General features: G+C 59.8%; 25 protein-coding genes and 2 pseudogenes. 13 read left to right on the top strand and 14 right to left on the bottom strand.

The annotated features are described in order from the left end of the window. The first annotated feature begins 5 nt into the window (after window positions 1-5). The 6 genes from DUT91_RS17700 to DUT91_RS17675 are packed head-to-tail and all read left to right on the top strand — an operon-like array spanning window position 6 to window position 5,778. Window positions 6-227, top strand: coding sequence for a hypothetical protein (locus DUT91_RS17700; protein WP_114441819.1), 222 nt, complete (start codon window positions 6-8; stop codon window positions 225-227). Window positions 228-277: 50 nt separating this feature from the next. Further along, window positions 278-1,129, top strand: coding sequence for a sugar phosphate isomerase/epimerase family protein (locus tag DUT91_RS17695; protein ID WP_114441818.1), 852 nt, complete (start codon window positions 278-280; stop codon window positions 1,127-1,129). Beyond that, the gene (locus DUT91_RS17690; RefSeq protein ID WP_200835004.1) at window positions 1,126-2,637 is read left to right on the top strand and encodes a sugar ABC transporter ATP-binding protein; all 1,512 of its coding nucleotides are present in this window, start codon (window positions 1,126-1,128) and stop codon (window positions 2,635-2,637) included. The genes DUT91_RS17695 and DUT91_RS17690 overlap by 4 nt, the downstream gene beginning before the upstream one ends. Further along, window positions 2,634-3,626, top strand: a complete 993-nt coding sequence (locus DUT91_RS17685; protein ID WP_114441817.1) for an ABC transporter permease — start codon at window positions 2,634-2,636, stop codon at window positions 3,624-3,626. Before DUT91_RS17690 ends, DUT91_RS17685 begins: the two co-directional genes overlap by 4 nt. Next, window positions 3,623-4,615 carry an ABC transporter permease gene (locus tag DUT91_RS17680; protein WP_114441816.1) on the top strand — a complete coding sequence of 331 codons (993 nt, stop codon included), beginning with the start codon at window positions 3,623-3,625 and terminating at the stop codon, window positions 4,613-4,615. The genes DUT91_RS17685 and DUT91_RS17680 overlap by 4 nt, the downstream gene beginning before the upstream one ends. Window positions 4,616-4,647: 32 nt before the next feature. Further along, a complete protein-coding gene (locus DUT91_RS17675) occupies window positions 4,648-5,778 on the top strand; it encodes a substrate-binding domain-containing protein (RefSeq protein WP_114441815.1) in 1,131 nt (376 codons plus the stop codon). On the opposite strand, the pseudogene DUT91_RS27680 reads toward DUT91_RS17675, so the two are convergent. After that, window positions 5,771-6,151, bottom strand: a pseudogene (locus tag DUT91_RS27680) (BRA0787 family protein); the annotation flags it as partial. The gene DUT91_RS17675 and the pseudogene DUT91_RS27680 sit on opposite strands and share 8 nt — an antisense overlap. Before the next feature lie 46 nt (window positions 6,152-6,197). Continuing rightward, complete coding sequence (locus DUT91_RS17670) at window positions 6,198-7,988, bottom strand: diguanylate cyclase (protein WP_114441814.1); 1,791 nt, start codon at window positions 7,986-7,988, stop codon at window positions 6,198-6,200. A gap of 518 nt (window positions 7,989-8,506) precedes the next feature. Between DUT91_RS17670 and DUT91_RS17665 the strand changes: the two genes are divergently transcribed. From DUT91_RS17665 to DUT91_RS17635, 5 genes and pseudogenes are all read left to right on the top strand, one after another. Continuing rightward, on the top strand, window positions 8,507-8,983 hold the full coding sequence (locus tag DUT91_RS17665; RefSeq protein ID WP_147272205.1) for a hypothetical protein: 477 nt from the start codon (window positions 8,507-8,509) through the stop codon (window positions 8,981-8,983). A 295-nt stretch (window positions 8,984-9,278) separates the two neighbouring features. Beyond that, window positions 9,279-9,644 carry an SH3 domain-containing protein gene (locus tag DUT91_RS26695; protein WP_114441812.1) on the top strand — a complete coding sequence of 122 codons (366 nt, stop codon included), beginning with the start codon at window positions 9,279-9,281 and terminating at the stop codon, window positions 9,642-9,644. A 1,061-nt stretch (window positions 9,645-10,705) separates the two neighbouring features. Next, a pseudogene (locus tag DUT91_RS26690) lies at window positions 10,706-10,897 on the top strand (ABC transporter ATP-binding protein); the annotation flags it as partial. A 158-nt stretch (window positions 10,898-11,055) separates the two neighbouring features. After that, window positions 11,056-12,039 carry a TerC family protein gene (locus DUT91_RS17640; RefSeq protein ID WP_114441809.1) on the top strand — a complete coding sequence of 328 codons (984 nt, stop codon included), beginning with the start codon at window positions 11,056-11,058 and terminating at the stop codon, window positions 12,037-12,039. Further along, window positions 12,036-12,701, top strand: a complete 666-nt coding sequence (locus DUT91_RS17635) for an exopolysaccharide biosynthesis protein (protein WP_245419779.1) — start codon at window positions 12,036-12,038, stop codon at window positions 12,699-12,701. Before DUT91_RS17640 ends, DUT91_RS17635 begins: the two co-directional genes overlap by 4 nt. Window positions 12,702-13,246: 545 nt before the next feature. Here DUT91_RS17635 and DUT91_RS17630 read toward each other — a convergent pair. The 5 genes from DUT91_RS17630 to DUT91_RS17610 all read right to left on the bottom strand — a co-directional run bounded on the left by DUT91_RS17630 (window position 13,247) and on the right by DUT91_RS17610 (window position 18,118). Further along, window positions 13,247-14,428 carry a M20 aminoacylase family protein gene (locus tag DUT91_RS17630; RefSeq protein ID WP_114441808.1) on the bottom strand — a complete coding sequence of 394 codons (1,182 nt, stop codon included), beginning with the start codon at window positions 14,426-14,428 and terminating at the stop codon, window positions 13,247-13,249. A 73-nt stretch (window positions 14,429-14,501) separates the two neighbouring features. Continuing rightward, complete coding sequence (locus DUT91_RS17625) at window positions 14,502-15,281, bottom strand: amino acid ABC transporter ATP-binding protein (RefSeq protein ID WP_114441807.1); 780 nt, start codon at window positions 15,279-15,281, stop codon at window positions 14,502-14,504. Then, window positions 15,278-16,204, bottom strand: coding sequence for an amino acid ABC transporter permease (locus tag DUT91_RS17620; protein ID WP_114441806.1), 927 nt, complete (start codon window positions 16,202-16,204; stop codon window positions 15,278-15,280). The genes DUT91_RS17625 and DUT91_RS17620 overlap by 4 nt, the downstream gene beginning before the upstream one ends. After that, complete coding sequence (locus tag DUT91_RS17615; RefSeq protein ID WP_114441805.1) at window positions 16,201-17,088, bottom strand: ABC transporter substrate-binding protein; 888 nt, start codon at window positions 17,086-17,088, stop codon at window positions 16,201-16,203. The genes DUT91_RS17620 and DUT91_RS17615 overlap by 4 nt, the downstream gene beginning before the upstream one ends. A 70-nt stretch (window positions 17,089-17,158) precedes the next feature. Then, window positions 17,159-18,118 carry a substrate-binding domain-containing protein gene (locus DUT91_RS17610; RefSeq protein ID WP_114441804.1) on the bottom strand — a complete coding sequence of 320 codons (960 nt, stop codon included), beginning with the start codon at window positions 18,116-18,118 and terminating at the stop codon, window positions 17,159-17,161. 98 nt (window positions 18,119-18,216) lie between these two features. Between DUT91_RS17610 and DUT91_RS17605 the strand changes: the two genes are divergently transcribed. Next, window positions 18,217-19,452 (top strand): aminotransferase-like domain-containing protein, encoded by a 1,236-nt coding sequence (locus DUT91_RS17605; protein ID WP_114441803.1) that lies wholly within the window; start codon window positions 18,217-18,219, stop codon window positions 19,450-19,452. Further along, entirely contained in the window at window positions 19,437-19,898 is a 462-nt protein-coding gene (locus DUT91_RS17600) for a hypothetical protein (protein WP_114441802.1), read from the top strand. The genes DUT91_RS17605 and DUT91_RS17600 overlap by 16 nt, the downstream gene beginning before the upstream one ends. Before the next feature lie 664 nt (window positions 19,899-20,562). Here the strand turns inward: DUT91_RS17600 and DUT91_RS17595 are convergent. From DUT91_RS17595 to DUT91_RS17560, 7 genes are all read right to left on the bottom strand, one after another. Continuing rightward, window positions 20,563-20,871 carry a HigA family addiction module antitoxin gene (locus DUT91_RS17595; RefSeq protein ID WP_068884745.1) on the bottom strand — a complete coding sequence of 103 codons (309 nt, stop codon included), beginning with the start codon at window positions 20,869-20,871 and terminating at the stop codon, window positions 20,563-20,565. Window positions 20,872-20,953: 82 nt separating this feature from the next. After that, window positions 20,954-21,208, bottom strand: a complete 255-nt coding sequence (locus DUT91_RS17590) for a toxin-antitoxin system HicB family antitoxin (RefSeq protein WP_114441801.1) — start codon at window positions 21,206-21,208, stop codon at window positions 20,954-20,956. Next, window positions 21,205-21,684 (bottom strand): putative toxin-antitoxin system toxin component, PIN family, encoded by a 480-nt coding sequence (locus tag DUT91_RS17585; protein ID WP_245419778.1) that lies wholly within the window; start codon window positions 21,682-21,684, stop codon window positions 21,205-21,207. The genes DUT91_RS17590 and DUT91_RS17585 overlap by 4 nt, the downstream gene beginning before the upstream one ends. Further along, window positions 21,681-21,905, bottom strand: coding sequence for a hypothetical protein (locus DUT91_RS17580; protein ID WP_114441800.1), 225 nt, complete (start codon window positions 21,903-21,905; stop codon window positions 21,681-21,683). Before DUT91_RS17580 ends, DUT91_RS17585 begins: the two co-directional genes overlap by 4 nt. Before the next feature lie 790 nt (window positions 21,906-22,695). Further along, window positions 22,696-24,204 carry a tripartite tricarboxylate transporter permease gene (locus tag DUT91_RS17570; protein WP_114441798.1) on the bottom strand — a complete coding sequence of 503 codons (1,509 nt, stop codon included), beginning with the start codon at window positions 24,202-24,204 and terminating at the stop codon, window positions 22,696-22,698. Window positions 24,205-24,237: 33 nt separating this feature from the next. Then, window positions 24,238-24,696 carry a tripartite tricarboxylate transporter TctB family protein gene (locus DUT91_RS17565; RefSeq protein ID WP_114441797.1) on the bottom strand — a complete coding sequence of 153 codons (459 nt, stop codon included), beginning with the start codon at window positions 24,694-24,696 and terminating at the stop codon, window positions 24,238-24,240. 69 nt (window positions 24,697-24,765) lie between these two features. Next, window positions 24,766-25,740 (bottom strand): Bug family tripartite tricarboxylate transporter substrate binding protein, encoded by a 975-nt coding sequence (locus tag DUT91_RS17560; RefSeq protein ID WP_245419777.1) that lies wholly within the window; start codon window positions 25,738-25,740, stop codon window positions 24,766-24,768. Between the last annotated feature and the right edge of the window lie 201 nt (window positions 25,741-25,941).

The raw sequence follows: 25,941 nt of genomic DNA, 5'->3' as shown, positions 1-25,941 counted from the left end.
TCCCGATGTTCGATTTTTACCACTTGCCGATTTTGAACGCGCGCCACGCACAGTTGGGCAATGCTGTCCTTATCGGCATCGGGTTTGAAGTTGATGTGGATGGATGCGAAAAGTCAATGTATTCGATCTGCTCATCCGGGAAGGACAGGATGATTTTGCAAGCGATGAAGCTCACGGGGGTCGCAGCTGAGGAGCACGAGAAAAACATGGCCGGACGTTCAAAGTGAAATTCGAACACCGGTTTTGAACAAGGGGCACAAAGCCCGGGGGGAGGAGAATGCAGGTCGGTATCAATCTGTTGTGCCTGGCGGGGTTCATCACCGAGGCGCATCTGCCGCAGATCAGGCGCCTCAAGGAGCTTGGGTATGACGGCGTTGAAGTGCCCGTCCTCAAAGGGGATCCCGCGCATTATGCCCGGCTGGCGAAAGAGCTCGACGCGCTCGGCCTGCGCCGTACATCGACCTCAATCGTTCCTTCTCCCGATGCAAACCCGCTCAGCGGCGACCCGGACGTGCGCCGGCGCGGGCGTCAGTATCTCGACTGGATCATGGAGTGTTCCCTCGCGCTTGGATCGGAGTGCGTAGGCGGACCGTTCCATGCCCCGATCGGGTGCTTCACCGGAACAGGCCCCAGTGTTGACGAGATCCGCTATGGCGCCGAGGCACACAACCGCATGGCCGAAACGGCGAAGGCAAACGGCATCTATCTCAGCCTGGAGCATCTCAACCGCTTTGAGACGCATTTCCTGAACACGATGGCGCAGGCCAAGGCCTACGTCGCGGCGGTGGACCACGACGCCTTCAGCATCATGTACGATACGTTTCACGCGAATATCGAGGAGCAGAAGCAGCCCGCCGCGATCGCGACGATCGCCGGCCACATCGGCGTGCTTCATGTTTCCGAGAATGATCGCGGCATCCCGGGCCGTGGGCATATCGATTTCCCCGAGATCTTTCGCGCCATCCGCAAGACCGGCTTCGACGGCTGGGTGACCGTGGAGGCCTTCGGCGGCGGCCTCCCGGAACTGGCGGCGGCAACGCGCGTCTGGCGCCCGCTCTTCCCCGATTACGACACCCTTTTTGCGGAATCGATAGACTTCATACGCACCCGGTGGGACGCTGCCGCATGATCAGTACCCCGGCCATTGAAATGCGCGGTATCGGCAAACGCTTTCCCGGCGTTGCGGCGCTCAATGACGTAAGCCTTGTTTGCCATGCGGGAGAGGTTCACGCGCTTGTCGGCGAAAACGGTGCGGGCAAGTCCACATTGATCAAAGTTCTGTCCGGCGTCTACCAGCCTGACGACGGCGAGATTGTAGTGGATGGAAGCGCTGCCCGCTTTCGCCACCCCGTCGATGCGCTTCATGCCGGCATTTCGGTCATCTATCAGGAATTCTCGCTCCTGCCGGAGCGCACGGTCGCGCAGAACATCTTCCTCGGCCGTGAACTGGCCCGCAACGGCATGCTCCGCCAGGCGGCCATGCGCGCGGAAACACGCCGCGTCCTCGACATGTTCGGCGCGGGCAAACGCATCGATCCGGATGCGCTGGTTGTCGATCTCGACGTGGCTTCGCAGCAGATGGTCGAGATCGCGAAGGCCATCGCATTGAATGCCAAAGTGCTGGTGATGGATGAGCCGACAGCCGCGCTCAACGAAGCCGAATGCCGCAAATTGTTCGAGACCGTCGATGCCCTGCGCGCCCATGGAACCGCCGTCATCTACATAACCCACCGCATGCGGGAAGTTACGCGCCTGGCGAACCGGGTGACCGTGCTCAAGGATGGCGAAATAGCCGCGCGTTTCGAGACCGTGCCGCAACCGGCTGCGATCGTGCGCGCGATGGTGGGTCGCGACATCGCCGATTTCTATGCACCCTTCGCCCAGCCGGACGAGCTAGGCGCGACGATTCTGGCCGTCCGCGGCGGCGGCAACGCTGCGCTGCGCGACATCAATTTCGAACTCAGGGCCGGCGAGATCCTGGGCTTCGCCGGGATCCAGGGTGCCGGGCGGGTGGCGCTTGGAATGGCGATCTTCGGCGCACTGCCCTTTGAGACCGGCGCCATGACGCTGGCCGGCGAAAGCGTGCGTTTCATGCATCCGCGCCAGGCCATCCGGGCCGGCATCGGGCTCTTGCCGGGCGACCGCAAGGGTGAGGGGCTGGCCTTGATGCAGTCTGTGCGCGACAATGGCATGCTCACGTCGCGCGCCCTTGGATCCCTGGCCGCGAGCCACAAGCGCAACAGGTTCGCCGATCTTGGCCGGATGGACGCACTATTGGACCGCATGGAGGTCAAGGCCGCCTCTTACGAGCAGGAGATCCGTCTGCTTTCCGGCGGCAATCAGCAGAAGGCCATTCTTGCCCGATGGCTCTCACTCGAACCCAGAGTGCTCATCTTCGTCGAGCCCACACGCGGCATTGACGTAAATGCCAAGGCCCGGATCTACCATCTGATGCGCGATCTGGCGCGGGCGGGCGCGGGCATCATCATGATCTCGTCGGACCTGCCGGAGGTGATCGGCGCGGCTGATCGCATTCTCGTCATGCGGGAGGGTGCGATCGTTGCGGAACACGGCCGGGGCGCCAGCGAAACCGCCATCATGCTCGATGCCACCGGCGAGAAGGAGGCCGCGGCATGAGTGATGCCACGGTGGGACAGGTGCCGGCCACCCGGCCCAGATTTCACTTCGACCGGTGGGCGCCCGCGCTTCTGCTAATGGCTGCCGTGGCGATCTATGTCGCCGCTTGCGTGATGACCGGCCAGACGCAATATCTCAACTGGAGCAATCTGCTCGCGGTCGTCGGTCGTTCCATTGCACTTGGGATCACGGCGATCGGTCAGACCTTCGTGATCCTCGTCGCCTCGATCGACCTCTCGGTGGCGAGCCTGATTTCGGCGACCGCCGTTCTGGCCTCCGTTATCATGAATGGCGCCCCGACCATGATCGTGCCCGCGGTTGCTGCCGCGCTCGCGCTCGGTGTGACGGTCGGGCTTGTCAACGGGCTGATCATCACCCGTCTCGATGTGAACCCGCTGATCGCCACGCTTGGCGTGAGCCTTGTGATCCAGGGCTGTCTATCGGCCTTCGTTTCCAATTTCGCCGGGTCGGTGCCGCCCGAGTTCCAGTTCTTCGCCTATGGCAATTTGGCAGGCATTCCCTTCGCCATCCTGTTCTTTTTCGCGCTGGCAATTGCCGCCTTCCTCGTCCTGCGGTTCACCCGCTTCGGGTCAAACATCTATGCCGTCGGGGGCAATCAGGATGCCGCGCATTTTGCCGGCATCTCGACGCGGAAGGTGATCGTCATCACCCATGTCATCTGCTCGCTCTGCGCGACACTGGCAGGGCTCTATCTCGCCAGCCGGCTGCGCTCCGGCGCTCCGTGGATCGGCGCAAACGGCGTTTACGATCTGGAATCGATTGCCGTCGTGGTGATCGGCGGCACCGTCCTGGCAGGTGGACGAGGCGGCATCTGGGGCACTGTGGCGGGCGTGATGATCTTCTCGCTGATCGACTCGATCTTCAACGTGCTCGGCGTGGATGCCTTCGTAAAGCAGGTGCTTCGCGGCGCCATCATTGTTGCCGCCGTCGCTTTATATGCAGCCCGCTCAAGGAGGATCGTCGGATGAGCGACCAGATCCTCTCCACCACGCCGAAAGCCGCACACACGCGCCGCCTGCCGCAGGTCAATCCTGTCTATTTCATCCTGGCGGCCCTGATCGTGGCGATCATCTTGAACAACCCGGCCTTCGCGGAGCCTGCCGGCTACATGAACTTCCTGAAGCGGGCCGCGCCTCTCGCCATTCTTGCCGCGGGCCAGCTCTATGTAATCGTTTCGGGCGGCTTCGACCTGTCCGTAGGCTCCCTCATCACGCTCGTGGTGGTCGGGTCGTCGATGCTGTTGAACAATGATCCGAACGCGACATGGTGGGTGATCCCGGTCATGTTCGGCATCGGCTTGGCCGTCGGTCTGATCAACGGGCTGGTGGTCTGCTACCTCAAGGTGCCGTCGCTGATTGCCACGCTCGGCATGATGATCACGCTCAACGGCTTTGCCTTCATGTGGTCGGGAGGAGCTCCGCGCGGATACCTGCCCGACAGCTTTCGTTATTTCGGCCGCGTCAACATCATGGACGTGCCGCTGATCCGAATGCTCCCTGTGGCTTTGATCGTGCTCATCACGGTGGGCTTCGTGCTCAACTGGCTGATGCACCGTACCAATCTGGGTCGAATGATCCACGCCATCGGCGACAACCCCCGTGCGGCGCAGCTTGCGGGTGTGCCCGTCAACCGGGTGCGCATCATCGCCTTCGTCGTTTCCTCGCTCAGCGCGGTCGTCACAGGCATTCTGCTCGGCGGTTTCGCCGGTGTCTCGACCGATGTCGGCACGGGCTACGAGCTGCAGGCGATCACAGCGGCCGTGCTCGGCGGCGCGCAGCTTCTGGGCGGGCGCGGCTCCGTGCCGGCCGCCATTGCAGGCGCGCTTACATTGACCGCCATTTTCACGCTTCTGAATTTCTTGAGCCTGCCGCAACCCGTCCGGCAGGTCGTTCAGGGGCTCATCCTCATCGTGGCGGTGGCCCTTGCCATGTACCGCCGCAAACGAACCGGGCAATAGCCCACAATCATCATCGAAAGGGAGGAAACACGATGAAGAAATTCCTGTCACATGCGCTTGCAGCGAGCATGGTGCTCGCCGCGTCGAGTGCTACGATTGCGCAAAATTTCAATGATCCGGAGGAGTATGCGCGCCAGCTTGAGCAACTCTCAATGGCGCCGAATGGGCCGGAAGGAAAGCCGTGGGTGCAGTATCTGGTGGACAAGATGGCCGACACGGCGAAGTACGCCAAGGAAGGCCCTCACACCGTCTGCTTCTCCAATGCGGGCGTTAACAATCCCTGGCGGGTGGTAGGCTTCACCAACATGACGCAAGAGGTTGCCCTGCATCCGGAAATCGGCAAGTTCGTTCATGTTGACGCGGAAGGCTCCGACGACAAGCAGATCGCCGACATCGCCGACCTTTTGGCAAGCGGCAATTGCGACATCCTGATCGTGTCGCCCAACACCACGGCCGCACTGACACCCGCTGTCGAGGCTGCCTGCAAAAAGCTGCCCGTCATCGTCTTCGACCGCGGCGTGCAGACCGACTGCCCCGTTACCTTCATCCATCCCGTCGGCGGCTACGGCTTCGGCATACAGGGGGCCCAGTTCATCGCCGACAATGTCAAGCCAGGCGCAAACGTGCTGATGCTGCGCATCCTGCCTGGCGTCGATGTGCTTGAAACCCGCTATTCGGCAGGCCGCCGCATCCTCGATAACGCCGGACTGAACATTGTTGGCGCCGAATTCACCGACGGCGACAATGCCAAGACCAAATCGATCGTGGAAGATTATCTCCAGCGCGGCAGCATTGACGCCGTCTGGATGGATGCCGGCGCGACGGCGGTTGCCGCCGTCGAAGCTTTCGAGGATGGCGGCCACGATATCCCTGTCTTCGTCGGGGAGGACCAGCAGGACTTCCTGCAAAAGTGGCGCGCGCTCGACATGAAGGCGATTGCCCCGACCTATCCGACCTATCAATGGCGTACGCCGATCATCGCGGCGGTAAGGATCCTCAAGGGTGAAGCAGTTCCTGGCCCCGAGTGGGTGCTGCCGCAGCCGGCTATCACCCAGGAGACGCTGGACACGTACATCAACGACAAGATGCCGCCGCTGCACTACGCGATGTGCGGTTGCCAGGATATGCCCAATTATCCGGTCGCGTGGGGTGGAGTTAAATAATCAGCGATCGGGTCGGGGCGAGTTTAAGATCGTCAAGACGACTACACGAAGAGACGAGCATGCCAACCGGCCGCACATGGCTCACCTGGCGGTGGACGTGTGCAGCCGGATGGTTGCCGGCTTCCACCCTGACGATGGGCGACATCCCGGCTATCCACCAGTCTGTGTGGTCTACAGCTCGGCTTGGCTCAGAGAAATCGAGCGCACGCATCGGAATCGGATCCGTGCAACTCCACAGGCGTCGGAAGACACCGCTGGTGCGTGTAATCTTGCCATTCACATCGACTGCAGGTTCATCAGCGCCTGCAATCCAGTCTTCAAACGCATCGACCGCATCCTGAAATGTGTTGTGCAGATAAATCGGCGCATGACTTTCATGAACTTGTCGGTTACCGGCCTACTTAGGTCCGGACTTCAATTCAAGCCACGGGTCTCCTGATCCTGCTCGCAACAATCGTACAATCGCGACCTTCCGATTTGGCTTTCAGCAGCGCAGCATCGGCGCGCGTAACGAGCGTATCCACCGAGCCTCCCTCCGGAGACGCGGCGACACCAACTGATACTGAAACTGTACCCAGGAGGCGACCGGCATGGGAGAGTGCAGCGCTGCTGATCTTCTGGCGTAATGTCTCAGCCAGTTCGACGCCTTCTTGTTCGCCAAGGCCCGGCAGCAGCGCAGTGAACTCCTCTCCACCGAAACGGTAGGGATTGCCGACCGGCCCCACTGTTTCACGAAGAATCTGCCCGACATACTGCATGACCATGTCTCCTGCGTCATGGCCGAACTCATCGTTAAAGCGCTTGAAATGGTCGATGTCGATCATCAGACACGCGAGCGGCTCGCTGGGATGACCCTGAGCCCGCTGTTGCAGCGTTTCATCCAGGTAACGGCGGTTGAAGAGACCCGTAAGCGGATCGCGGTTGGCAAGCGCGGTCAACTTTTCCTGCATTTGAAGATTTGCAATAGCCAAGCCAAGGTTTTCCGCGATCAGCTCAAGATAAAGCCTTGACCCACCGAGCTCAAGGGCCTCCTCCCCGCGCTCCTCCAAATAGAGAAGCCCGATTATCTCGCCCTGGGCCGTCAGCGGAACGCATAGAGCCGTTACGGCTGTGCCGTCCAGATGTTGGCACGGCACGTCGTGTTCGTTCTCCCGGCTCATATGGGGCCGGCCACGGCGCAATCCCCAGCACGAAGTTGCAGGGAAGGCTGCTGCCGAGTGTCGAGGCTCCAGCCACAGGCCGGCGCGCGTCAGCGATGTTTTGCTTTCATTAAGCATGTAAAGGCTGCCAGCGATGTCGGGAAAGATCTGAGGACCAAAGCGCACGACAACACCTGCAAGCTCCTCCTGGCTCCGACATGCCTGCACACGATGCATCAACTGCAGGATGAGATCCTTTGTGTGCTGATCCGCCCTTCTTTCAGCATCGAGCCGATCACGCTCGATACCGTTTGCGCGAAAGATCTGGATAGCCTCGTTCATCTCGCCAATTTCATCACGGCGGCGGTCGACGGGAACTTCGACCGAATAGTCCTGCTTCGCCAGCCTGCCGACGATCCCGGTCATGCGCATGAGCGGCATCGCGACCCGCCGCCGCAAGATGAAGTAAAGCACAGACAGAAACAGGGCCCCCGTCAATCCCAGCATGATCTTTGCGAGGAGGCTCCACCAGTCGCTACGGGATCGCGCCGCCTCAAGCTGAGAAGTGGTCCGCGCCGCAATCAGATCACGAAAATGGGCGACAGAGGCCAGAAGCGCTTTTTGGAGCCTTTCGTGTTCCGATCCGAAGACCAAATCCTGCGCCGCGCTCTTGTCTCCGCCTTGAAAGGCCTGGATGGCAGCTACTTCGATCTTATCGAGTTCCTCGGAATCCTTCCCAATTTCGCTCAGCGCTTTGGCTTCTCCAGACGATAGTCCCTGAGATGAGAGCTTGGCTGCGGCTGCCTCCAGGCGCCGCTCCGTTTCCTCGTCAGCATGAAACGCTTGCAGGTGACGGTCACCGCCCCGCATCACGTAAAGCCGCGCGTCGTCGCCGCGTACCTCTGCTCCCAGAGCGAGCTCTTCCACCAGCGTATCGAGTGCCAGATGCTCCGCCACCGCCGATCGTTCCTCGACGGCGCTGCGGGACGACATGATGAAGGAAGCTCCTGAAAGAGCCGTCAAAGCCAGGGTGATGCCATAGGCCCAATTGGTGATGACGCTTATTCTCATTTTCTCATCATACCAGTCGCCGCTTGAGGGAAATTAAAGAAAAGCCCGACATATGAGGGTATGCACAGCTTCATCGAAGGCTCTCTTATTTGTTAGCCTTGACCACGGTCAACGAAAAACACCAAGCGGATCTACGGGTTCACGCCCCTGGAGCGGCTCATGCCCCGGCATGCCGCGACGCAGGGACGTCAACCTGACGGTTGCCGCTCATATCCTGCGCCATAGCTTTGCGTCCGTTGCCGCTGATCTCGATTATTCCGATAGCACCATCGGGCAATTATCGGTCACGCCGGCAAGATTACCACCAACCGCCACACCCATAGGCTTGATAGTGTTCGGGTTGCCGGGCAGACATCGTATCAAAGGAAATCCATCGCCAGGTGTTTAGGATTGTGGCAGCCTGGGCTGCTTATCGCCCGCCGACATTTTCCCATCTTTGCCGCCAAAGGTGGCATTCTTTGAGGTAGACTCTCGCCCCCTGGTTGTTGCAATAATGGTGACGGGCATGGGGGACAACAATGAAATCGACAGCGCTGTTGCTAAGTGCAGCCATGGCCTTATCCGGCTGCACGACGAATTCGGCTATCACAAACAAGGATCTCACTGGCAAAAGCACGAACGCTCTTTGTCGAGATCTCGCTACGGAAGCCGACCACAACAATCGGCTGAAAATCGCGAACCTTCTCGTTCGCCGCGGCGCGACCGTTGAAAAGTGTCAACGGCTCATTGCAACTGACAACTCCATCGCGGCTGGAATAGCAGTGGCGACTGTTGCTGGCGCTGCAGGGGCCGCAGTTCACAACGGCTACGGCGGAGGATATTATCCCCGGCACCCAAACTACGGCTCTTACGGGGTTGCTTGGGATCAATTCTACAACCAGAACTATCAGCTAATCTGGCGGTGCCGGGACCGATCCACCGGACGCTTCGTCTATGACTACCGGTGCGCTGGCCAGCCGATGTTCGACGGAACTTGGCCGGGCTGGAGCGTATGAGACTGATCTTTTTGCTTTGAGCCAATGGGGCGCCTGGGGTTGTAAAATTGTCGAAGGCAAAGACCTGGTTCTTTGGCGTTGTGGCGCTGTTCCTGATAGGCAAGCTTTTTGGCGCCGACGAGCCTAAGAAGGATTCGCGGCCGGTCGAGCCGGTTATTGCCCAGCCACCTTCCCCTCAGCCTCGGCAGCCGCTTGCGTTCGTACAATCCACTTCCCCGCGTTTGGCGGACCAGTTTTCCATGGTCGATCGAGACCCCTTGTCGGCAAGCACGTCTTCACCACCAGACGCGTCAACATGCGCGCAGATCCCAATACGTCATCGGCGGTCATTCAGACCATCAATGCCGGACAAACCGTCCTAGTTCAGAATAAGCGGTCGGATTGGTTCAGCATCTCATATCGGAACCGGACGGGATGGGTTTACGGTTTCTATGTCTCAGAGACCCCTCCACCGAAGCCGGCGCCAAAAGCGAAGCCCCGATCGCCGGCACCTCCTGTGGCGGCCAGGCTGCCTGCATCTCGCCGGTCCGGTGACGCCGTACGATCTCCTTATGTCGGTACCTGCGATTGCCCATACGACCTTATGCGCAACGGCCGACTGTGCGGGGGTAGAAGCGCATACAGTCGCCCAGGTGGACGCAACCCGGTTTGCTACTTTTGAGAGGAATAGGACAATGAGCATCTTCTACACCGTTGAAGCCATCATATCGGGCGCGATGCTCCTGTTCACGCTTTGCCTGCTGATCAAGTTTTGGTGGGAGCAATAGACTATCCATATACCTCCCCTTGCCAGATTCAGTCGGCAGCACCGGACGCAGCCCGCGTCAGCGCGCATTGATGCGTTCTGACTGCAAGAAATGGGTGGCCTTGGCTTTACAGGACGCTACGGCGTGGAATGGTTTCCTCGCCTGCTCGGGCTCAAACACACCTTCGGCCTGGATTTCATTGAACCCAGAGACCCCGCGTTGAACGACCCGGAGAACATGGTTTGGGCTGATCGCGAAATGAAGAGGCAGTAATCTTCATCGACTCCAAAAGGAACGCGATGGATTAAGTGCGCCGCCGGCAAAGGCGGCACACTATCAAATGCATTGAAAGAACTTAATATCAGTTCGCATTTCTCTCCATCCTGAGGTTTCTATTACCTCGAACGAGGTCGTCGCAATAAGTATGCTCAGCCTCTATGACGGCCATCAAGATTATATATGGTACGAGCCCAAAATCGTCTCTTTTGGCCATTTTATGCAACTCCCGCAAAATGTCTGCAATGTATAATAGTCTATCTTCTTTAAGGTCTCTGAGCGTCATAATGTTTCCCCCACATCGATTAACCTTCCACAGACAATCAACATTAGAGTTTTTATTATTTTCGAATTCAACTAGTTGCTTGAAATTGCTGGTCTCACAGTTAATTCTAATATAATAATCAATAACCTGCGCATATATGCATATTGCAGATTGAGAGAAAAAAGGAACCGTCCCTGATCGCGCTCCGCTTGCTCCTCAAGGCAGTAAACGTCGGCGTTGCTATGCAAAAGAACTGGCGCGAGAAAACGTATCGTTCGCGTTCAAAGATTTGGCACCCGCCGAATATTGGTCTTGTACGATCAGCAAATCCGGCATCCGAAAAATTCGGCTTCGAGGGGAAGCTTCATGGGGCGCCCACCGATCTTTGAGGCGAACTGTAATCTCGCTTTCAACGCTCGCATCAACTGCCGGCGGCAGCGTAAACCTGCCCAGATGGCGCAACCCCTCATTGCCGGTCCGAAGGTCATTCTGATCGACGAATCGTTCCCGGCCTTAGACATCCACTCGCGGCATCTCATGCAGAACGCGGTCCTGCGGCTTTGGCAGGAAGAACACCGCGCCGTCGTGATGATCGCACACGACCTCGAAAAGGCCATCGCGCTTGGACGCAAGCAGCAAAAAACTTGCCGCCCGGCCTTGTACTCCAGCCTCTCCCCGCCCAAATCTAGGCCAACCCGCTGGTCCGGGCCCCTCTGGCAGGCGCCCCGGCGCGCTTGTGATGTCGGACCGTTTTCCGACAACGCACGCCGGTGGAGACATCTCCCGTGGATATATCGCTTCTGTTCATCGACTGGCTGGGCAAGCCTGTCTGGATGTGGCTCAGCTTTTTTGCTCTCGTCATCGTCGTCCTCTCCTTTGACCTTGGAGTCCTACACAAGGAAAACAAGGAGATCGAGGTCGGCGAGAGCATAATACTCTCCACCCTTTATATCTCGCTCGGTATCGCCTTCGGCGGTTGGGTCTGGTGGTATCTCGGCGCTGATGCTGGCCTTGCCTACATGACCGGCTTCGTTGTCGAAAAGACCCTCGCGCTCGACAATGTCTTCGTCATCGCGCTGATCTTCTCCTTCTTTGCCGTCCCGCGCCTCTACCAACACCGGGTATTGTTCTGGGGCATCCTCGGCGTTCTCGTCCTGCGCGCCATCATGATTGGCGTCGGCGCGACACTGGTCGCCGAATTTTCATGGCTGCTCTACGTCTTTGCCGCCTTCCTGGTAATCACGGGCCTGAAAATGCTGTTTATGAAGGAAGCGGAGCCGGACATCGCAAACAATGCGCTGGTGCGCTTCATGCGCCGCCGTTTCAACGTGACGGAGACCCATCACGGCGAACAATTCTTCATCCGACAGGCAGATCCCAAAACCGGCAGGCTCGTCTGGTTCATCACGCCCCTGTTCATGGCGCTCGTCCTGATCGAGGTTGCCGACGTGATCTTCGCCGTCGACTCGGTACCCGCCATCTTTGCCATCACCACCGATCCTTTTCTGGTCTATACGTCCAATATTTTCGCCATTCTCGGCCTGCGCGCGCTGTACTTCGCACTTGCCGCAATGATTCATCGCTTCCGCTACCTGAAGCCGGCACTGGCCGTGGTCCTCATCTTCATCGGTTCGAAAATCTTCGTCGCCGATCTCCTGGGCCTCGAAAAGTTCCCGGCAGCCCTGTCGCTTGGCATTACCTTTGGCATTATCATCAGCGGCGTCATCTGGAGCCTCGTCAAGACGCGCAGTGAAAAGGTGGCTGCATGACAACACAACCGGCCAAGGCGATGAAAAGCATGGAAGGCAGCCAAGGGCCGAAGGGCCCAGAATGTGGTGGCAGCACCTCAGCTCATCTGCAGCAACTGAGCGAGGAGGCTGCCCGCAGGGGCAGCCTCTCCATCGCCGAAATGATGGAGACGATTGGAACCTCCAGCATCGCCTTTACCATCCTTGTTCTGGCTCTGCCTGCCCTGACGCCGATCCCAGGTCCCTTCGGCATGCTGTTTGGAACCTGTCTGGCGATTGTTTCGCTCCAGATCATTGGCGGAGCCCGGCACCTGAAATTTCCCCGCTTCGTCGCCCGCCGCCGAATGTCAGCAGAGACGATCGCGCTCGTTGTGCGCTACACCGCACCTGGCATTTCATGGATCGAAAGACTGCTCCGTCCTGGTCGGCTGCCAAGGCTCACAGGCCCGGCAGCCCAGAAGCTTCTCGGCATCCCTGTCCTTCTGCTCGCCATTGCCATCGCGTTGCCGATCCCCTTCGGCAACGTCCTTCCGGTCATCGCCCTGGTCGTCATCGCCACGGCCTTGCTGGAGCGCGACGGGCTGGCAGCAACGGTTGGTCTCGGCCTGTCCGTGCTCGCAATCAGCGTGACAGTCGGCCTGCTCTACGGTGCGTATGCTGCCACTAGCTGGATTGCCACATGATTTATGCAGGGCGGCATTCGCGGCGCTCAAGCGTTCCGATTGGCCAGCATACCGGCGCTCGCTGGCGCTTCAACTTCGACGATGGCGGTTCGCTCCGCGATTAAGCTGATGCGTATCAGCGACGCTCGGATCGTCGAAGCGCTGGGTTATTCCAAAACACCGGATCGGTCGGCCCCTTACCCGAGTAACCGCCGTATGGCGGCGCTGCGGCCAAAACCGGTGGATCACTAGGGAAGGCGAGCCAAGGCATCGGACCGCGGAGTGCCGACATTGCCTGCTGCATCAGTTGAAGCCGATGTGGGCAAGCGGACTACCTGTTTGAAGGAGGTGACGTGCAAGCGACGCCGTTATTTGCTCTACATGGGTTATTCACTGCGCAGCGAAAATGATCGATGCACATGCAAACTGGTAGCGAGTTCGAAAAAGCAAAAATCAATCTTGGACGCGCCGATCAGCACGCTCGAGATGGTTCCCCGCACCGAGGTTTCATTGGTCGAAGTGGAGGCTTTCTCTCCCTGGCAGAACCGGTGCCGCGCGTGCCGCCGTCATCTCTGCAGAAAACGCTCCGCGAGCCGCGCCCACAGCGCCGCACCGACCGTCAGGCTGCCATCGGCGAAATCGTATTGCGGGCTGTGCAGGGTGGCCGAGTTCATGCCGTTGCCGAGGCGCAGAAAGCTTCCCGGCCTGTGTTCGAGGAAATAGGCAAAGTCCTCGCTGCCTGGGATAAGGGGACAAGTCGAGACCTTGTCGACACCGATCAGTTCTTCCGCTACGGTGCGGGCAAAGGCCGTCTCAGCTTCGGAGTTCACCACGACCGGATAGCCGCGCTCGTAGCCGATCTCGATGGTGGCGTCATGCCCCTCGGCGATCGAGCGGGCGAGCTTGATGATACGCGCTTCGAGCAGGCCGCGGATCTTGGGCTCGAAGCAGCGCACACTGAGCGCGAGCTTCGCATATTCTGGAATGACGTTGACCGCCTCACCGGCGTGGATCGTGCCGACGGTTACAACGGCCGTCTGGGTCGGATCGACATTGCGCGAGACGACCGTCTGTAGCGAAACGACGAGGTTGCAGGCGACGACGACAGGGTCGACCGTCAGGTGCGGGCGTGAGGCATGGCCTCCCTTGCCTCTGATGGTGATGTTGACCGTGTCGGACGAGGCCATCATCGGGCCCGAGCGCAGCAGGAGCGAGCCTTCCGGCGCGCCCGGGTGGTTGTGCAGGCCGAAGATCGCATCGACCGGGAAACGTTCGAAGAGCCCGTCCTCGATCATATTCTGCGCGCCGCTGGGCTTGCCGTTTTCTTCGGCTGGTTGGAAGATCAGCGTCACGGTGCCGTCGAAGCGGCGGGTCTTGGCCAGATACTCCGCAGCACCCAGGAGCACAGTCGTGTGTCCGTCATGGCCGCAGGCATGCATCTTGCCGGGCGATTTGCTGGCATAGGGAAGTCCGGTATCTTCCATGATCGGTAACGCATCCATGTCAGCGCGAATGCCGATGCTCTTCCTGCTCGTGCCATTCGTCAGACGTGCGATGACACCATGGCCACCCACCTTTCGCGTCACTTCGTAACCCCAGCCTTCAAGCATTTCGGCAACGAAGCGCGCGGTTTCGACTTCTTCCAGAGAAAGTTCCGGATGCGCGTGCAGATGCTGGCGCGTCGCCTTCAGCTCGGCCTCCATCGGTTCGAAATCGGAAACGCGGGCGTATTGATTGTCGTTGAGCATGAGACCGTCCGGGAGAGATGGAAAGGGAGCGCCGGCCAAATGAGCCGCGCCAAGTCGGGAAGGATTCGGAATTTTAGAGGAATCGGGACAGGAAGGCCTGTGTACGTGGATGTTGCGGATTGCCGATAACGTCCTCGGGCTTGCCCATCTCGATAAGGTGGCCGCCATCCATGAAGACCACGCGGTCGGCCGCCTCGCGGGCAAAGCTGATTTCGTGCGTGACGACAATCATCGTCAGGCCCTCGCTGGCGAGATCGCGCATGGTTGCCAGCACCTCGCCGACGAGTTCTGGATCGAGTGCGGAGGTTGGCTCGTCGAACAGCATCAGCTTCGGCTTGATGGCTAGTGCGCGGGCGATGGCGACGCGCTGCTGCTGGCCGCCGGAGAGCTGGCGCGGAAAGCTATCGGTCTTCTCCGAAAGCCCCACCCGGTCAAGGAGGCGCCTGGCGTTCTCGATGGCATCCTTGCGGTTCTCCTTATGCACGCCGACTGGCGCCTCGATAATGTTCTGCAGCACCGTCATGTGCGGATAGAGGTTGAACTGCTGGAACACCATGCCAATCTTGCGGCGCTGACGGGCAATGCCACTGGAGGAGAGCTTCTCCAGCCGATTGTTGCGCACCCTGTAGCCGATCTGTTCGCCGTCCACCTCGATATAGCCCTTGTGGATGGCTTCAAGGTGGTTGATGCAGCGCAGCAAGGTGGATTTGCCCGAACCGGAGGGGCCGAGGATGGCCACAACCTCTCCCGGCATCACGTTGAGATCTATGCCCTTCAGCACTTCGAGCTGATCGAAGGATTTATGGACATTTCGGGCCTGCACGAGAGGTCTTGCGTTATGGACGGCGGTCAATGGCTTGCCTCGTCTGTTGCTGCGGCGGGTTTTGCGGCCTCTCCATTGCGGCGATCACTGCGGCCGTAATAGGCCTCCACGTAGCTCTGGCCGACATTGAGGATCGAGGTGATCAGCAGGTACCAGATCACGGCCACCAGAAGCATCGGAATGATTTCGAAGGTCCGGTTGTAGATCGACTGAACCGAGTAGAGCAGGTCGGCCATGGCGATGACGCTGACGAGCGAGGTCGCCTTGATCATGCTGATGAGCTGATTGCCGGTGGGCGGTACGATTGAGCGCATGGCTTGCGGAATGATGATCCGCCAGAGCGCGCGGGCCTTGGTCATACCGAAGGCTTCCGCCGTTTCGGTCTGGCCGCGATCGACGGAAAGAAGACCGCCGCGGATAATTTCCGCCATATAGGCGGCTTCATTGAGCGCAAGGCCGACGATTGCCGCGGCCATCGGCGTGATCACCGAGTTCGTGTCCCAGCTCGCAAGCGTGGGACCAAAGGGAATGGTGATCGACAGCTGCGGAAACAGCGTCGACATATTGTACCAGAAAATCAGCTGCACGAGCAGCGGCGTGCCGCGGAAGAACCAGATGAACAGCGAGGCGAAGGACTTCGCCAGCCGGTCGCTCGACATCCGGGCGATGGCGACGGCGAGGCCGAGGACGATGCCGAGAATCATGGCAATCACCGTCAAGCCGAGGCTGACATAGAGCCCGCTGATGACGGTGGGGTCGAAGAAGTACCGGGCGACGACCGGCCAGCCGAAATTCTCGTTATGCGCGACGATCCAGGCAAAATTGGCGACGACGAGGGCGAGGATGACCCAAAGGACGAGCCGCCCGGTTCGGAACGGGGTATGCGCGGTCGCGACATCCCGAAAGTCCGCGCCGCCCGAAGGCTGCGCTTTCACGACGGCGGTTTCGTTCATTTCGGCAGCTGGCCTCCGAGATTGATGCCGGGCTGCTTGATCATGTTGTTCTCAAGGCCCCACTTCTTCATGATCGCTTCGTAGGTGCCATTGTCCATCAGGATCTTGACCGCGTCGTGTAACAGAGGGCCGAGTTCCGAACCTTTCGGTACGACGGCGCCCTGGTAGAGATTGTCGAAGCCGTTCTTTTCGCCGACGCCGGTGAGCTCGAGCTGGCCATTGGCCTGGGATACGAAATAGGTGAGCGGTGCCTGCGAGGAGAAGAAGGCGTCGGCGCGTTTGGAGCGGACCGCCAGGATCGAGCTCGGCTGGTCGGTGTAGGACTGGATTCCGACGGGCGCCTTGCCGTCCACCTTGCATTTTTCCGACTGGGCTTGGATTACGCGCTCGGCCGAACCGCCGGCCATCACGGCGATGCGGTTGCCGCAGGAGGTTTCGAGCGAGACGATGCTCTTGGGGTTGCCCCGCTGAACGGCGAAGACAACGAATTCCTGCACCCAGTCGACAAAGTCGTTGGCTTCCTCGCGGCTCTTGAAGTCGCCGACCGGTCCGAAGGCAAACTGGTAGCGCCCGGAGTTGACGCCGGCCAGCAGCGCCGGAAGGCCGCCGACGGTCGCATGCTCGATCTCGATGCCAAGCAACTGGCCGAGCGCCTCAGTGAGGTCTTCGCTGGCACCATCCATCTCGGTTCCCATCACTATCTCGTAGGGAGGGAAGGAGCCGTTGTTGACGGAGATCATCTTGCCTTCGGCGCGAATTTTTTCCGGCAGACGGGCGCGAAGCTCCTCGTTCACGGACTGCTGCGGCATTGCGGCTTCCTCGGCGAGCGCGAGGCCTGTCAGCATGAGGCCGACGAAAGCGGAACCAATCAGTTTCGAATGCATGCGGTATTTCCCCTTTTTTGGTCTGGCAAGGTTTGCGTCATCGAATGGTTGGAACTGGCGAAGGCGTCAATTAACCTCTTGCATGCGACGGAAAGAACTCGGCGGGAGTGAGCCTCCGAGGAAGGAGCTTCTGTGCGTAAAGCTCGCTCGCAAAGTCGGTAATCATCTTCTCGTTTTCCGTGAACCCGCTGATATTCCAGCTTGGCGGCAAGTCGGAGGCGCAGCGGCGCAGTTCGTCAATCATCCACGGGGTCGTGTCTGCGTATTTTTCGCGTTTTTCGAGCCACATGCGCTGGGATTCGTCGATCAGGGCGCTGAGCTCACCCATGACCCAGGGATGTTCCTGTACGAGTTCGGCCTTGAAGCCTATCAGGTGCATGCCCGGCACGTAGCCAACCTCGTTGAAATAGGCGACTTCCGACGAACGATAATCGTCCAGGACCTGGCGGAAAGGCGAATCCTGATCGAAGAAGCCCTTCGGCATGAATGGGGTGAAGATGGCGTCGAGACCGCCTTCCTTCAGGAGCTCGATCATGGGCCGCTCGCCGGGTGCGGCCTCGATCCGGCCGGGCCGGCCAAATCCGTCGAGACGATCCGTGATGGGATGAGCCTCGGTGAGGCGGCCCGCATACCACATGGCGTCGTCGACGCCGACGCCTTCGCGCCGGCAGGCCGCACGCGTCCAGATATTGCCGGAGTCTCGCCAGCCGGTCACGCCGATCTTTCTGCCGGCGAGGTCAGCGAGCTTGCGGATCGAGCTCTCCTTCGTAGTGATGATGCAGCGATGGCGAAACCCGCGCATGATGAAGTTCGGCATTCCGACGACGCTATCGTCACCGTCGTGACGAAGCAGCGCGTAGCGGCTGAAGGATATTTCAGCCGCATCATGGGCTTCGTCCTTGGCGATGTTGGAAACGAGCGTCCCGACGCGATCTACCTCGATGTGGAGGCGAGGAGAGAAAACATCTCCCAGGACCAACGGGGTCATGTAGTCCCAGTCGCGGAGAGCTATGCGAAGTTTCAACGTCATTTCAGGGCTCATAATTCTGTCAACGGCCAGAAACTAAATGTTCATCTTTAATGTCACAAATGTTATTATGTTACTGAACATTTAAAGATGGTTCCAAAATGGGCGAGATTGTCGCGGCCGACTGGCTTGCAAAAAAGATTAACAATCGAACCATGCGCGGAATTTCCTTGGAAACCAGTGCCTTGGTTCGGGCCGGTGTCCTTCCGGTGGGCACGCGCCTGCCTGCCATCCGCGATATCGCCTACGAACTGGGCGTCAGCCCGGCGACGGTTTCGGAAGCCTGGAGCGAGTTGCGTCGGCAGAAGATCATTACCGGGAGGGGCAGAAACGGCACCTGGGTTTGCGGCGAAAGGTTCGTTGCGAAGCCGGAACGGCTCGCTAGCTCGGGCAATTACGGTGCGGCTTTTCTGGACCTGACGCTCGCCGTGCCCGATGCGGCCCTGCTGCCGCCGCTGGCAGAAGCCATGGCTCACGGGGCAAGGGCGAGCGGGATGAACAGCTACGAACGCAGCAGGATCGTGCCCGAACTTCGGAAGGCCGCCGAAAGGACCTGGCCTTATCAGGCTGAAGCATTCCTTGCCACCAACGGCGGCTATAACGCGGTTTACACGCTGCTGCACGCGCTGGTTCAGCCCGGCTCGGCAGTGGCCATCGAACATCCGACCGGGATGCGCCTGCTGGACATTCTCGAGGATCTCGGCGTCATGATCGTGCCGGTTCTCTGCGACGAGAACGGGCCGCTGCCGTCGTCGCTGCAGGCGGCGATGCAGCATCGCCCCGCGGCCTTCCTGTTTCAGCCGCGTATCCACTCCGTCACTGGCCGCTCTATCGGCATCGATCGCCTGAGGGCGCTCGGAGACGTTCTCGAGGGCGCGGATATGCTGATTGTCGAGGACGACGGCACAGCCGACCTCTCGCCGTCCGCGCCGATTTCGCTGGGGTCCCGTTTCCCCGAGCGGACCATCCATATTGTCTCCTATTCCAAGACTCTCAGCCCCGACCTGCGGCTGGCCGTCCTTTCCAGCACCTCTGCGATCATCGAGCAGATCCAGTCCTATCGCAGCTTCAGTTCCGGATGGACCAGCCGCGTCCTGCAAGGCGCGGCCGCCTGGCTTCTCGGGCAGCAATCGACCTGGGACACGATCGCGACGGCACGCGAGCGCTATCGTGAACGCTGCAGCGGGCTTGCGGCTGCCCTGCGGGAGCGCGGTATCGACATTGCCGATGGTTGCGGGCTGGCGCTCTGGGTGCCTGGATCGGCACCTGCGCCGTTCTCAGGACCGCAATCGATTTGTTCAGGGTGGACGCGAAGTCATGCTTGGCTCCGGGCATAAGGGAAGAGATAGCAGCCGAGTGGAAAGCTATCAGGGCTCAAAAAGATGAGCATGCCATCTTCTGGAAGTTTCTTAAACAGGAGCGCGACAACGTTATCCACGAATACCAGTGGCAGGCCTACGAGGCCTGGATGAAACCGGACGGCACGTTCCGCGCCGCCCGGCTCTCGCTCCTGATGATGGACGACGACGGTGCGCGTCCTGTGCTGCTAATGAAGGGAGTGCAGTTTGAGGGGCGCAATTCGCTTGAGTTGTTGAAGGAAGGCGCCGACTGGGTAGAGGCTCACATCTTCGGAGCGATCCGGAAAGCGGGATTTGATCCCGAAGAGCACCGTGGCTTGGTCGCCTTCCAGCCGCGGCCGAAGCTGAAAGATGGCCTTCTCAATTACCTAAATGAAAATGGGTCTACCAACGATAGCAAAGGTCGGACCCCGATGGCGCCGTGACAACCGTCGGAGGTTGTGAAGAGCAGCGTACACCCGCCGGTGAACCACAGACAACCATCTATATCGGCCCGGAAAAGCGCCGATCAGAAGTCGAAGGTCAGCCGATCATATCGGCAGACGGCCTTACGGTAGGCTGTTCGGTTCACGGTCACACGAAGCTGCATTATCCCTGAGAAAATCGCGCAGAATAAGCGTGTCGATTTCCCCGTCAGGCTGGAAGGCCAGCATCAAAACGGCTTCGATGGGTGAGGACGATTTTTCGATAATCTGCGCGGTTGAGAGCCCGGCAAAGGCGCTTTTAGATCGGCCAGCATATGAGGGGAGAGTATAGTCGGCACCCCGTAGCTTTTGAACAACCTTTTTGGCTCCCTCGAATTTCGTAGTTGCCAGTTCTGCTTCCGATGTAATGCCGCTGAACGCAGATAGCGAAAAATCGGGATAAAGGTCCGGTTCGAGCGCGCATAATTAGGGAACGCCGATCCCAGCAGATCGGATGCATCGAACTTCGATGTCTCCAACAGGCAGTCGCTGAAGACTTCATCGGGAGAAATACCCGCATACCCCTCTCTCGCAAACGCGCTCTGCACGGCCTAATCGACCTTCTCTCCCAACTCCTGTTGTCGGCGGTAAATACTTGCGCGTTGCGGTTTCGACGTATCCGCCTTCAAGCGGCCGAAGCCAGTGGTCTGGCCCGTTCGATTCGCTCACGCTCACGCGGCGAGTGCATCGCTTCCCACAAATCGGTGCGGCGCTGCACGTTCAGCCAGAAATCGGGGCTATTGCCGAACACGCGCGCCAGTATGAGCGCGGTCGGGGCCGTGACGGTTCGCCGGTCATTGCAAAGCTCGTTCACATGCTTGCGCGGAACGCCCATCGCCTCGGACAACGCCGATTGCGTCAATCCCAACGGCTGCATGAACTCTTCCACCAGAATTTCCCCGACTGTCGCCGGCTTACGTGCGGTCATAAGCATTCCTGTCACCTCATCGATAGCTGCCCAATGCCTGCAAGCCAAAAAGGCTTTCATCGCATCTGTTCAGCCCCGATGCATTACATCAAATGGTGTCTTCCTTCAGCGGCGGCACATCCGGCGCTTTGTCCAGCAAGCCTGTCAGAGCACCGCGCTTCGCCGTACCTGCGCGTGCTTTGAGGAATTCACTGGCCGTCTCCACGGCCCCGATCTTCTGCGCGACTGCCGAGACGATCCACTGATTGAGCGATACGCCGTCCTCTTGCGCCAGACGCGCCGCCGTCTCTTTGAGCGACTGCGGCAGTTGCAGCGGGTATTTGTAACGTTGGGTCTGTGTCATGTATTCAATCTCCTGACGATCTCTCCCGGTGTAACCACGGTCACGCCCAGCCCGAGCGCCGGGCGGAAATCCTTGACATTATGCGTCACGATCGCTTCGGCCTGCCCGTTCAAGGCAGCTTCCAGCACCATTTCGTCTGCGATATCGGCCAGCATCGGGCGGGTCCGAAACGAAATATCGACGCCCTCGTAAATGACGGCCAGTGCGCTCATCACCGAAGCAACATCCGCAAGGCTATGGCCTGTCGCCTGCCGGGTTTCCTCCCGGCTCAATACCGCCTCATATTCCAAAAACAGCGCCGTCGAACAAAGCGGCGTCACCATGCCGCGATCCGCGAAACGTAAAAGCATGTTGCTTGCGCCATTGCGGCTGCGGAACGCCGCCACGATAACGTTGGTGTCCAGAACCAGTCTCATAGCAGACAATTTATAGACATCCAATAAGATGTCAACGTTTGGGATGACGGCTCCCGTCATCCATCTCCATTCTCTGTATTTCTGTTCCGATTATCGTTGGCGGCAATGCGGGCTGCAAAGTCCTTCCGCGCCATCTGACTGCCGATCAAGCGAGCAATGGACAGCACGACCGCGTCGAACCGTTCGGAAGCGTTGGCGTTGCCGGCCCCCTCCTGGCCGCCGGGCACACGATTGTCATTCGCCGGTCTCTCCCTGCCCTCATGGTTTGCCTCATCGGCCATCGCTGCGCCCTCCCTCTGGACGCCACGCGGCGGGGTCGGCAACAGCTGCTTGTTGCAGTCCTGACCAACGCCAGACAGTCGGGTACCGGCCCCGACAAAGCCGCTCGCGCGGCACTGTCGCCCATGATCTGGGTGCCGCAATGATCTGAACGCCGTGCATTTGTGGTATGCCGTACTGACTGACGATAAGGTGGTCGATCCCGTCGCCTGAGGCGGAGTTCGGGCGCCGCTATCTGCGGCGTCAATCGCCGTCATGGATCAAAGTCCAAGCCCCCGCCCTCTGCCGAGCCCATGATGCAAGGCGAGTTCTCGCCCAAGGCTGCATTGGAGGCGACAATCGAGGACTGCATAGGAGAAGCGTAGCAACGGGCTGATCGACAATTGAGGACATCGTCGAGCGGCAGCCAAAGGCGGTCGGCATCAATGAATGCGCGTTTTTCCACGATCTGGACAACGCTTTTCATCGCTCCATCCGAAGGATCGGTCGCGGTCCCGTTTGGACGCTGATAAACGAACAGAAGGCGCAGATGGACCGGGTGCGCGATCTCCGCCTTGCCTCAACGAAGCTGTGGCACTCAAAGGTATCATTGACGTCCCGCAATCGGGCCGCGTCTTACGCCGAAGCGGCAAGCGCCATCATCTAACACGGATCAATTCGCGCATTGCCGCTTTGCGCAAGCAGCATCCGCAATATTTCGCAGTGCCGGAAAGCCGCGGCTCGCCCTTGGAACCGGAAGCAGATCAGGGACCGGTATCACCCGGTCCCTGATCCAGGGTATGACGCGCCGGGTCAGGCCGGCGCGGCGACTTTCAGTCTCTTCTTCGCACGCCGCGCCAGGACCAGGGGCAGAACGGCCATTCCTGCGGCAAGGACCCACAACACCAGGGAAATCTTGCTCTGGAAGAGGATGGAGACATCTCCACCGCTGATCGCCAGCGCATTGCGCAGATTGATTTCCATGACGTGGCCAAGCACGAAGCCGAGAATGATCGGCGCCATATCGAAGCCGAGCTTGCGCAACAGCCAGCCCACCATGCCGATTGCCAACATCAGGAGGACCGAGAAGCCTGACGCATGGGTCGAATAGACGCCGACGATCGACAGGACCAGAATGCCCGGTACGAGCAGCCAGTTCGGAACCGTCAGCACACGGGCGAACAGGTTGACGAGCGGAAGATTGAGGATCAGCAGCAGGATATTGCCGATGAAGAGTGAGGCGACGAGGCCGCCGACGATTTCCGGACGCTCGGTGAGCAACATCGGACCCGGCTGGATATTGTAGAGCATCAGCGCGCCGAGCATGACGGCCGTGGTGCCGGAACCCGGCACACCAAGGGTCAGCATCGGCACGAAGGCGCCGCAGGCCGTGGCATTGTTGGCCGCTTCGGGTGCTGCCAAACCACGCATGTCGCCCTTGCCGAAGGTGCCTTCCGTATCGGAGAGGCGCTTGGCCGTCGTATAGGCGATGGCGCTTGAAACCGACGCTCCGGTTCCCGGCAGTACGCCGACAATGAAGCCGATGACGGAGCTGCGCAGTGTCGTGCCGATGGATTTGCGGATATCATCGGCCCGCACGAACATCCGACCGAGCTGCCTGATGACGGTAAGCCCCGATGCCTGGTGCTCCAGGATAAGAAGCGCTTCGGAAATCGAGAAGAGGCCGATCACCAGCACCACGAATTCGATGCCGTCGCCCAATTCCGGCTCGTTGAAGGTGAAGCGATAGGCGCCGGAGGTCGCATCGAGACCCACCGTGGCAAGCATCAGGCCGAGCGTGCAGCCGATCAGCGTCTTCACCGGCTGGTTTCCGACCATGGAGCCGAGTGTGGCGAAGGCAAACACCATCAATACGAAATATTCAGCCGGACCGAAGCCGGTGGCGAGACTGGCAAGCAGCGGCGCAAAAAGCGCCAGGCCCGTGGCGCCGATCATGCCACCGACGAAGGAGGCAATACCGCTCAACATCAAAGCCTCGCCGGCGCGGCCCTGGCGCGCAAGCGGATAACCGTCAAGAGCGGTCATCACGGCGCCGGCATCCCCCGGCACATTCAACAGGATGGATGAAATCCGCCCGCCATATTCAGCGCCGCAATAGATCGAGGCAAGCAGGATCATCGTGCTTTCGGGCGGAAGGCCCATCGTATAGGCGATCGGCAGAAGCAGCGCGATACCGTTGATCGGTCCGATCGCCGGCAATGCGCCGACCATCGTGCCGATGAAGCAGCCGATGAACCCGATCGCCAGGTTCTGGAATGTGAGGGCGACGGCGAAGCCACCCCAGAGATATTCAAGATTCATGGAAATATCCTCGGTCGGTTTCCCGCTTCCGGCTCAGCCGAAAAGCGCGCCCTTCGGCAGATAGACCTCAAGCAGATAGGAGAAGACGAACCACCACAGCAGGGCTTGCCCGGCCGCACCCAGCAGCGCCTTGCGCCACGACGCCCCGAAAATCCGTCCAACTCCCGCCGTCAGGACGAAGATCGACGCCGCGAAGCCGAGTGGTTCCAGAAGAAGCACGACGACAATGATGAGGGCGGGAACGGCGAGCGTCTTGCCCAGAAGCGTGCCTGTTGGAAACGGCTCCGTCGTACCTGGCTTTCTCAGGTGAAACAGGCATAACACGCCAAGGATGATCGCCAGCATGACCGGTATTACCCGGGGTCCGAGCGGATCGGAGGCAAAGGCGTATTCGATCCGGCTGCCGCCGATGCCATAGACGATCGCCAGGGCGAGAAGGCAAATTCCGCCTATCCTGCCCGCCAGTGAAGCAGTTTTTGATTTGTCCGACATCGGTTTCTCCGTCGTGTGCGCAAGCAGAAAGTGGCGGTCCACCCGATAGCGAGGGACCGCCTGCGGCACTTACATGCCGGCTTCCTTGGCAAGCACTTTGAAGCGACCGACATCGGTCTTCACCTGATCGTCGAAAGCCTTGCCGATGAGGGTGTATTCATAAAGGCCACGCGTTTCGCGCTCCTTCTTGAATTCAGGCGTTTCGACCAGCTTCTTGAAGGTATCGACCCACCAATTGTAGTCCGCATCGGAGACATTCTTGCCGACATAATAGCCGCGCCATACCGGCCATTCGATATCGATGCCCTGTTCCTTGGCGGTCGGCACCTCGGCGAGTTCGCCCGGCAGGCGCTCCTTCGACATCACGGCCAGGATGCGGACTTTTCCGGCTACGTGATGCTTCGCCATCTCGGCCGCATCGCCTGCGCCGACCTTGACGTGGCCGCCTTCCAGCGCCGTCAGCACCGCGCCACCTCCCTCGAGCGCGACATAGCGCATGGCTTTCGGATCCTGGCCTGCGGCCTTGGCAAGGATCGCGCCCTTCATCCAGTCCTGCGACCCGACAGCGCCGCCACCGGCAATGGCAAAGCTCGACGGATCGGCCTTGTAGGCCTCGACCAGCTCGCCAAGCGTCTTGATGGGCGAATCCGCCGCGACGACCAACACGCCGTAATCGGCGCCCAGCGCGCCCAGCCAGCGCACGGCGGTTTCATCATACTGTCCGAACTTGCCCTGGGCGATCAGCAGCGCCGAACCGGAGGAAGCCGCGGTGATCAGATTGCCGTCGGAGCCGCGCTTGCCGATCACGTGGTTATAAGCCACCGCGCCGACGCCGCCTTCCATATAGGTCACAGCCATCGGCTTGCTGATCAGCTTGGCTTCGAGCAGCGAATTGGCCGCCAGACGGCAGGTCAGGTCGAAGCCGCCGCCGGGCTTTGCCCCTGCGAGGCATTCCGGCTTGGTCGGCTCTGCCGCAGCGTTTCCCCCGGCCAGCGCCGCAAGCAGAATGCCGGCGACGAGGGCTCCAGTTTTCAGTTTCATCATAGTCCTCTCCCATGTTGATTAATTGGCCCTCGCCGGATGAAGGATCTCATTGCAGCGGCAGAGCAGCCCGCGCACCGCGCGCAATGGCGATGTGAAAGCTCGCTTGCAGAAAATCCGCGGACGCTCCGTCGCTTCCGCGTGGGTGAATTTCGCGATTTCCTCCGCCGCCGTCCGATCCTTCTCCCACGGACAGGCTCGCGA

Origin of the sequence: Paramesorhizobium salinisoli (genome assembly GCF_003335045.1) — a bacterium.
GTDB lineage: Bacteria > Pseudomonadota > Alphaproteobacteria > Rhizobiales > Rhizobiaceae > Paramesorhizobium > Paramesorhizobium salinisoli.
This window is presented reverse-complemented; position numbering and strand designations above follow the sequence as displayed.

What these genes read in the sequence shown, in the direction of transcription:
- DUT91_RS17700 (WP_114441819.1), top strand. Translation starts at nt 6, where the DNA reads ATGTTCGATTTTTACCACTTGCCGATTTTGAACGCGCGCCACGCACAG.
- DUT91_RS17695 (WP_114441818.1), top strand. Translation starts at nt 278, where the DNA reads ATGCAGGTCGGTATCAATCTGTTGTGCCTGGCGGGGTTCATCACCGAG.
- DUT91_RS17690 (WP_200835004.1), top strand. Translation starts at nt 1,126, where the DNA reads ATGATCAGTACCCCGGCCATTGAAATGCGCGGTATCGGCAAACGCTTT.
- DUT91_RS17685 (WP_114441817.1), top strand. Translation starts at nt 2,634, where the DNA reads ATGAGTGATGCCACGGTGGGACAGGTGCCGGCCACCCGGCCCAGATTT.
- DUT91_RS17680 (WP_114441816.1), top strand. Translation starts at nt 3,623, where the DNA reads ATGAGCGACCAGATCCTCTCCACCACGCCGAAAGCCGCACACACGCGC.
- DUT91_RS17675 (WP_114441815.1), top strand. Translation starts at nt 4,648, where the DNA reads ATGAAGAAATTCCTGTCACATGCGCTTGCAGCGAGCATGGTGCTCGCC.
- DUT91_RS17670 (WP_114441814.1), bottom strand. Translation starts at nt 7,988, where the DNA reads ATGAGAATAAGCGTCATCACCAATTGGGCCTATGGCATCACCCTGGCT.
- DUT91_RS17665 (WP_147272205.1), top strand. Translation starts at nt 8,507, where the DNA reads ATGAAATCGACAGCGCTGTTGCTAAGTGCAGCCATGGCCTTATCCGGC.
- DUT91_RS26695 (WP_114441812.1), top strand. Translation starts at nt 9,279, where the DNA reads ATGCGCGCAGATCCCAATACGTCATCGGCGGTCATTCAGACCATCAAT.
- DUT91_RS17635 (WP_245419779.1), top strand. Translation starts at nt 12,036, where the DNA reads ATGACAACACAACCGGCCAAGGCGATGAAAAGCATGGAAGGCAGCCAA.
- DUT91_RS17630 (WP_114441808.1), bottom strand. Translation starts at nt 14,428, where the DNA reads ATGCTCAACGACAATCAATACGCCCGCGTTTCCGATTTCGAACCGATG.
- DUT91_RS17620 (WP_114441806.1), bottom strand. Translation starts at nt 16,204, where the DNA reads ATGAACGAAACCGCCGTCGTGAAAGCGCAGCCTTCGGGCGGCGCGGAC.
- DUT91_RS17615 (WP_114441805.1), bottom strand. Translation starts at nt 17,088, where the DNA reads ATGCATTCGAAACTGATTGGTTCCGCTTTCGTCGGCCTCATGCTGACA.
- DUT91_RS17610 (WP_114441804.1), bottom strand. Translation starts at nt 18,118, where the DNA reads ATGACGTTGAAACTTCGCATAGCTCTCCGCGACTGGGACTACATGACC.
- DUT91_RS17605 (WP_114441803.1), top strand. Translation starts at nt 18,217, where the DNA reads ATGGGCGAGATTGTCGCGGCCGACTGGCTTGCAAAAAAGATTAACAAT.
- DUT91_RS17595 (WP_068884745.1), bottom strand. Translation starts at nt 20,871, where the DNA reads ATGCTTATGACCGCACGTAAGCCGGCGACAGTCGGGGAAATTCTGGTG.
- DUT91_RS17590 (WP_114441801.1), bottom strand. Translation starts at nt 21,208, where the DNA reads ATGACACAGACCCAACGTTACAAATACCCGCTGCAACTGCCGCAGTCG.
- DUT91_RS17585 (WP_245419778.1), bottom strand. Translation starts at nt 21,684, where the DNA reads ATGACGGGAGCCGTCATCCCAAACGTTGACATCTTATTGGATGTCTAT.
- DUT91_RS17580 (WP_114441800.1), bottom strand. Translation starts at nt 21,905, where the DNA reads ATGGCCGATGAGGCAAACCATGAGGGCAGGGAGAGACCGGCGAATGAC.
- DUT91_RS17570 (WP_114441798.1), bottom strand. Translation starts at nt 24,204, where the DNA reads ATGAATCTTGAATATCTCTGGGGTGGCTTCGCCGTCGCCCTCACATTC.
- DUT91_RS17565 (WP_114441797.1), bottom strand. Translation starts at nt 24,696, where the DNA reads ATGTCGGACAAATCAAAAACTGCTTCACTGGCGGGCAGGATAGGCGGA.
- DUT91_RS17560 (WP_245419777.1), bottom strand. Translation starts at nt 25,740, where the DNA reads ATGATGAAACTGAAAACTGGAGCCCTCGTCGCCGGCATTCTGCTTGCG.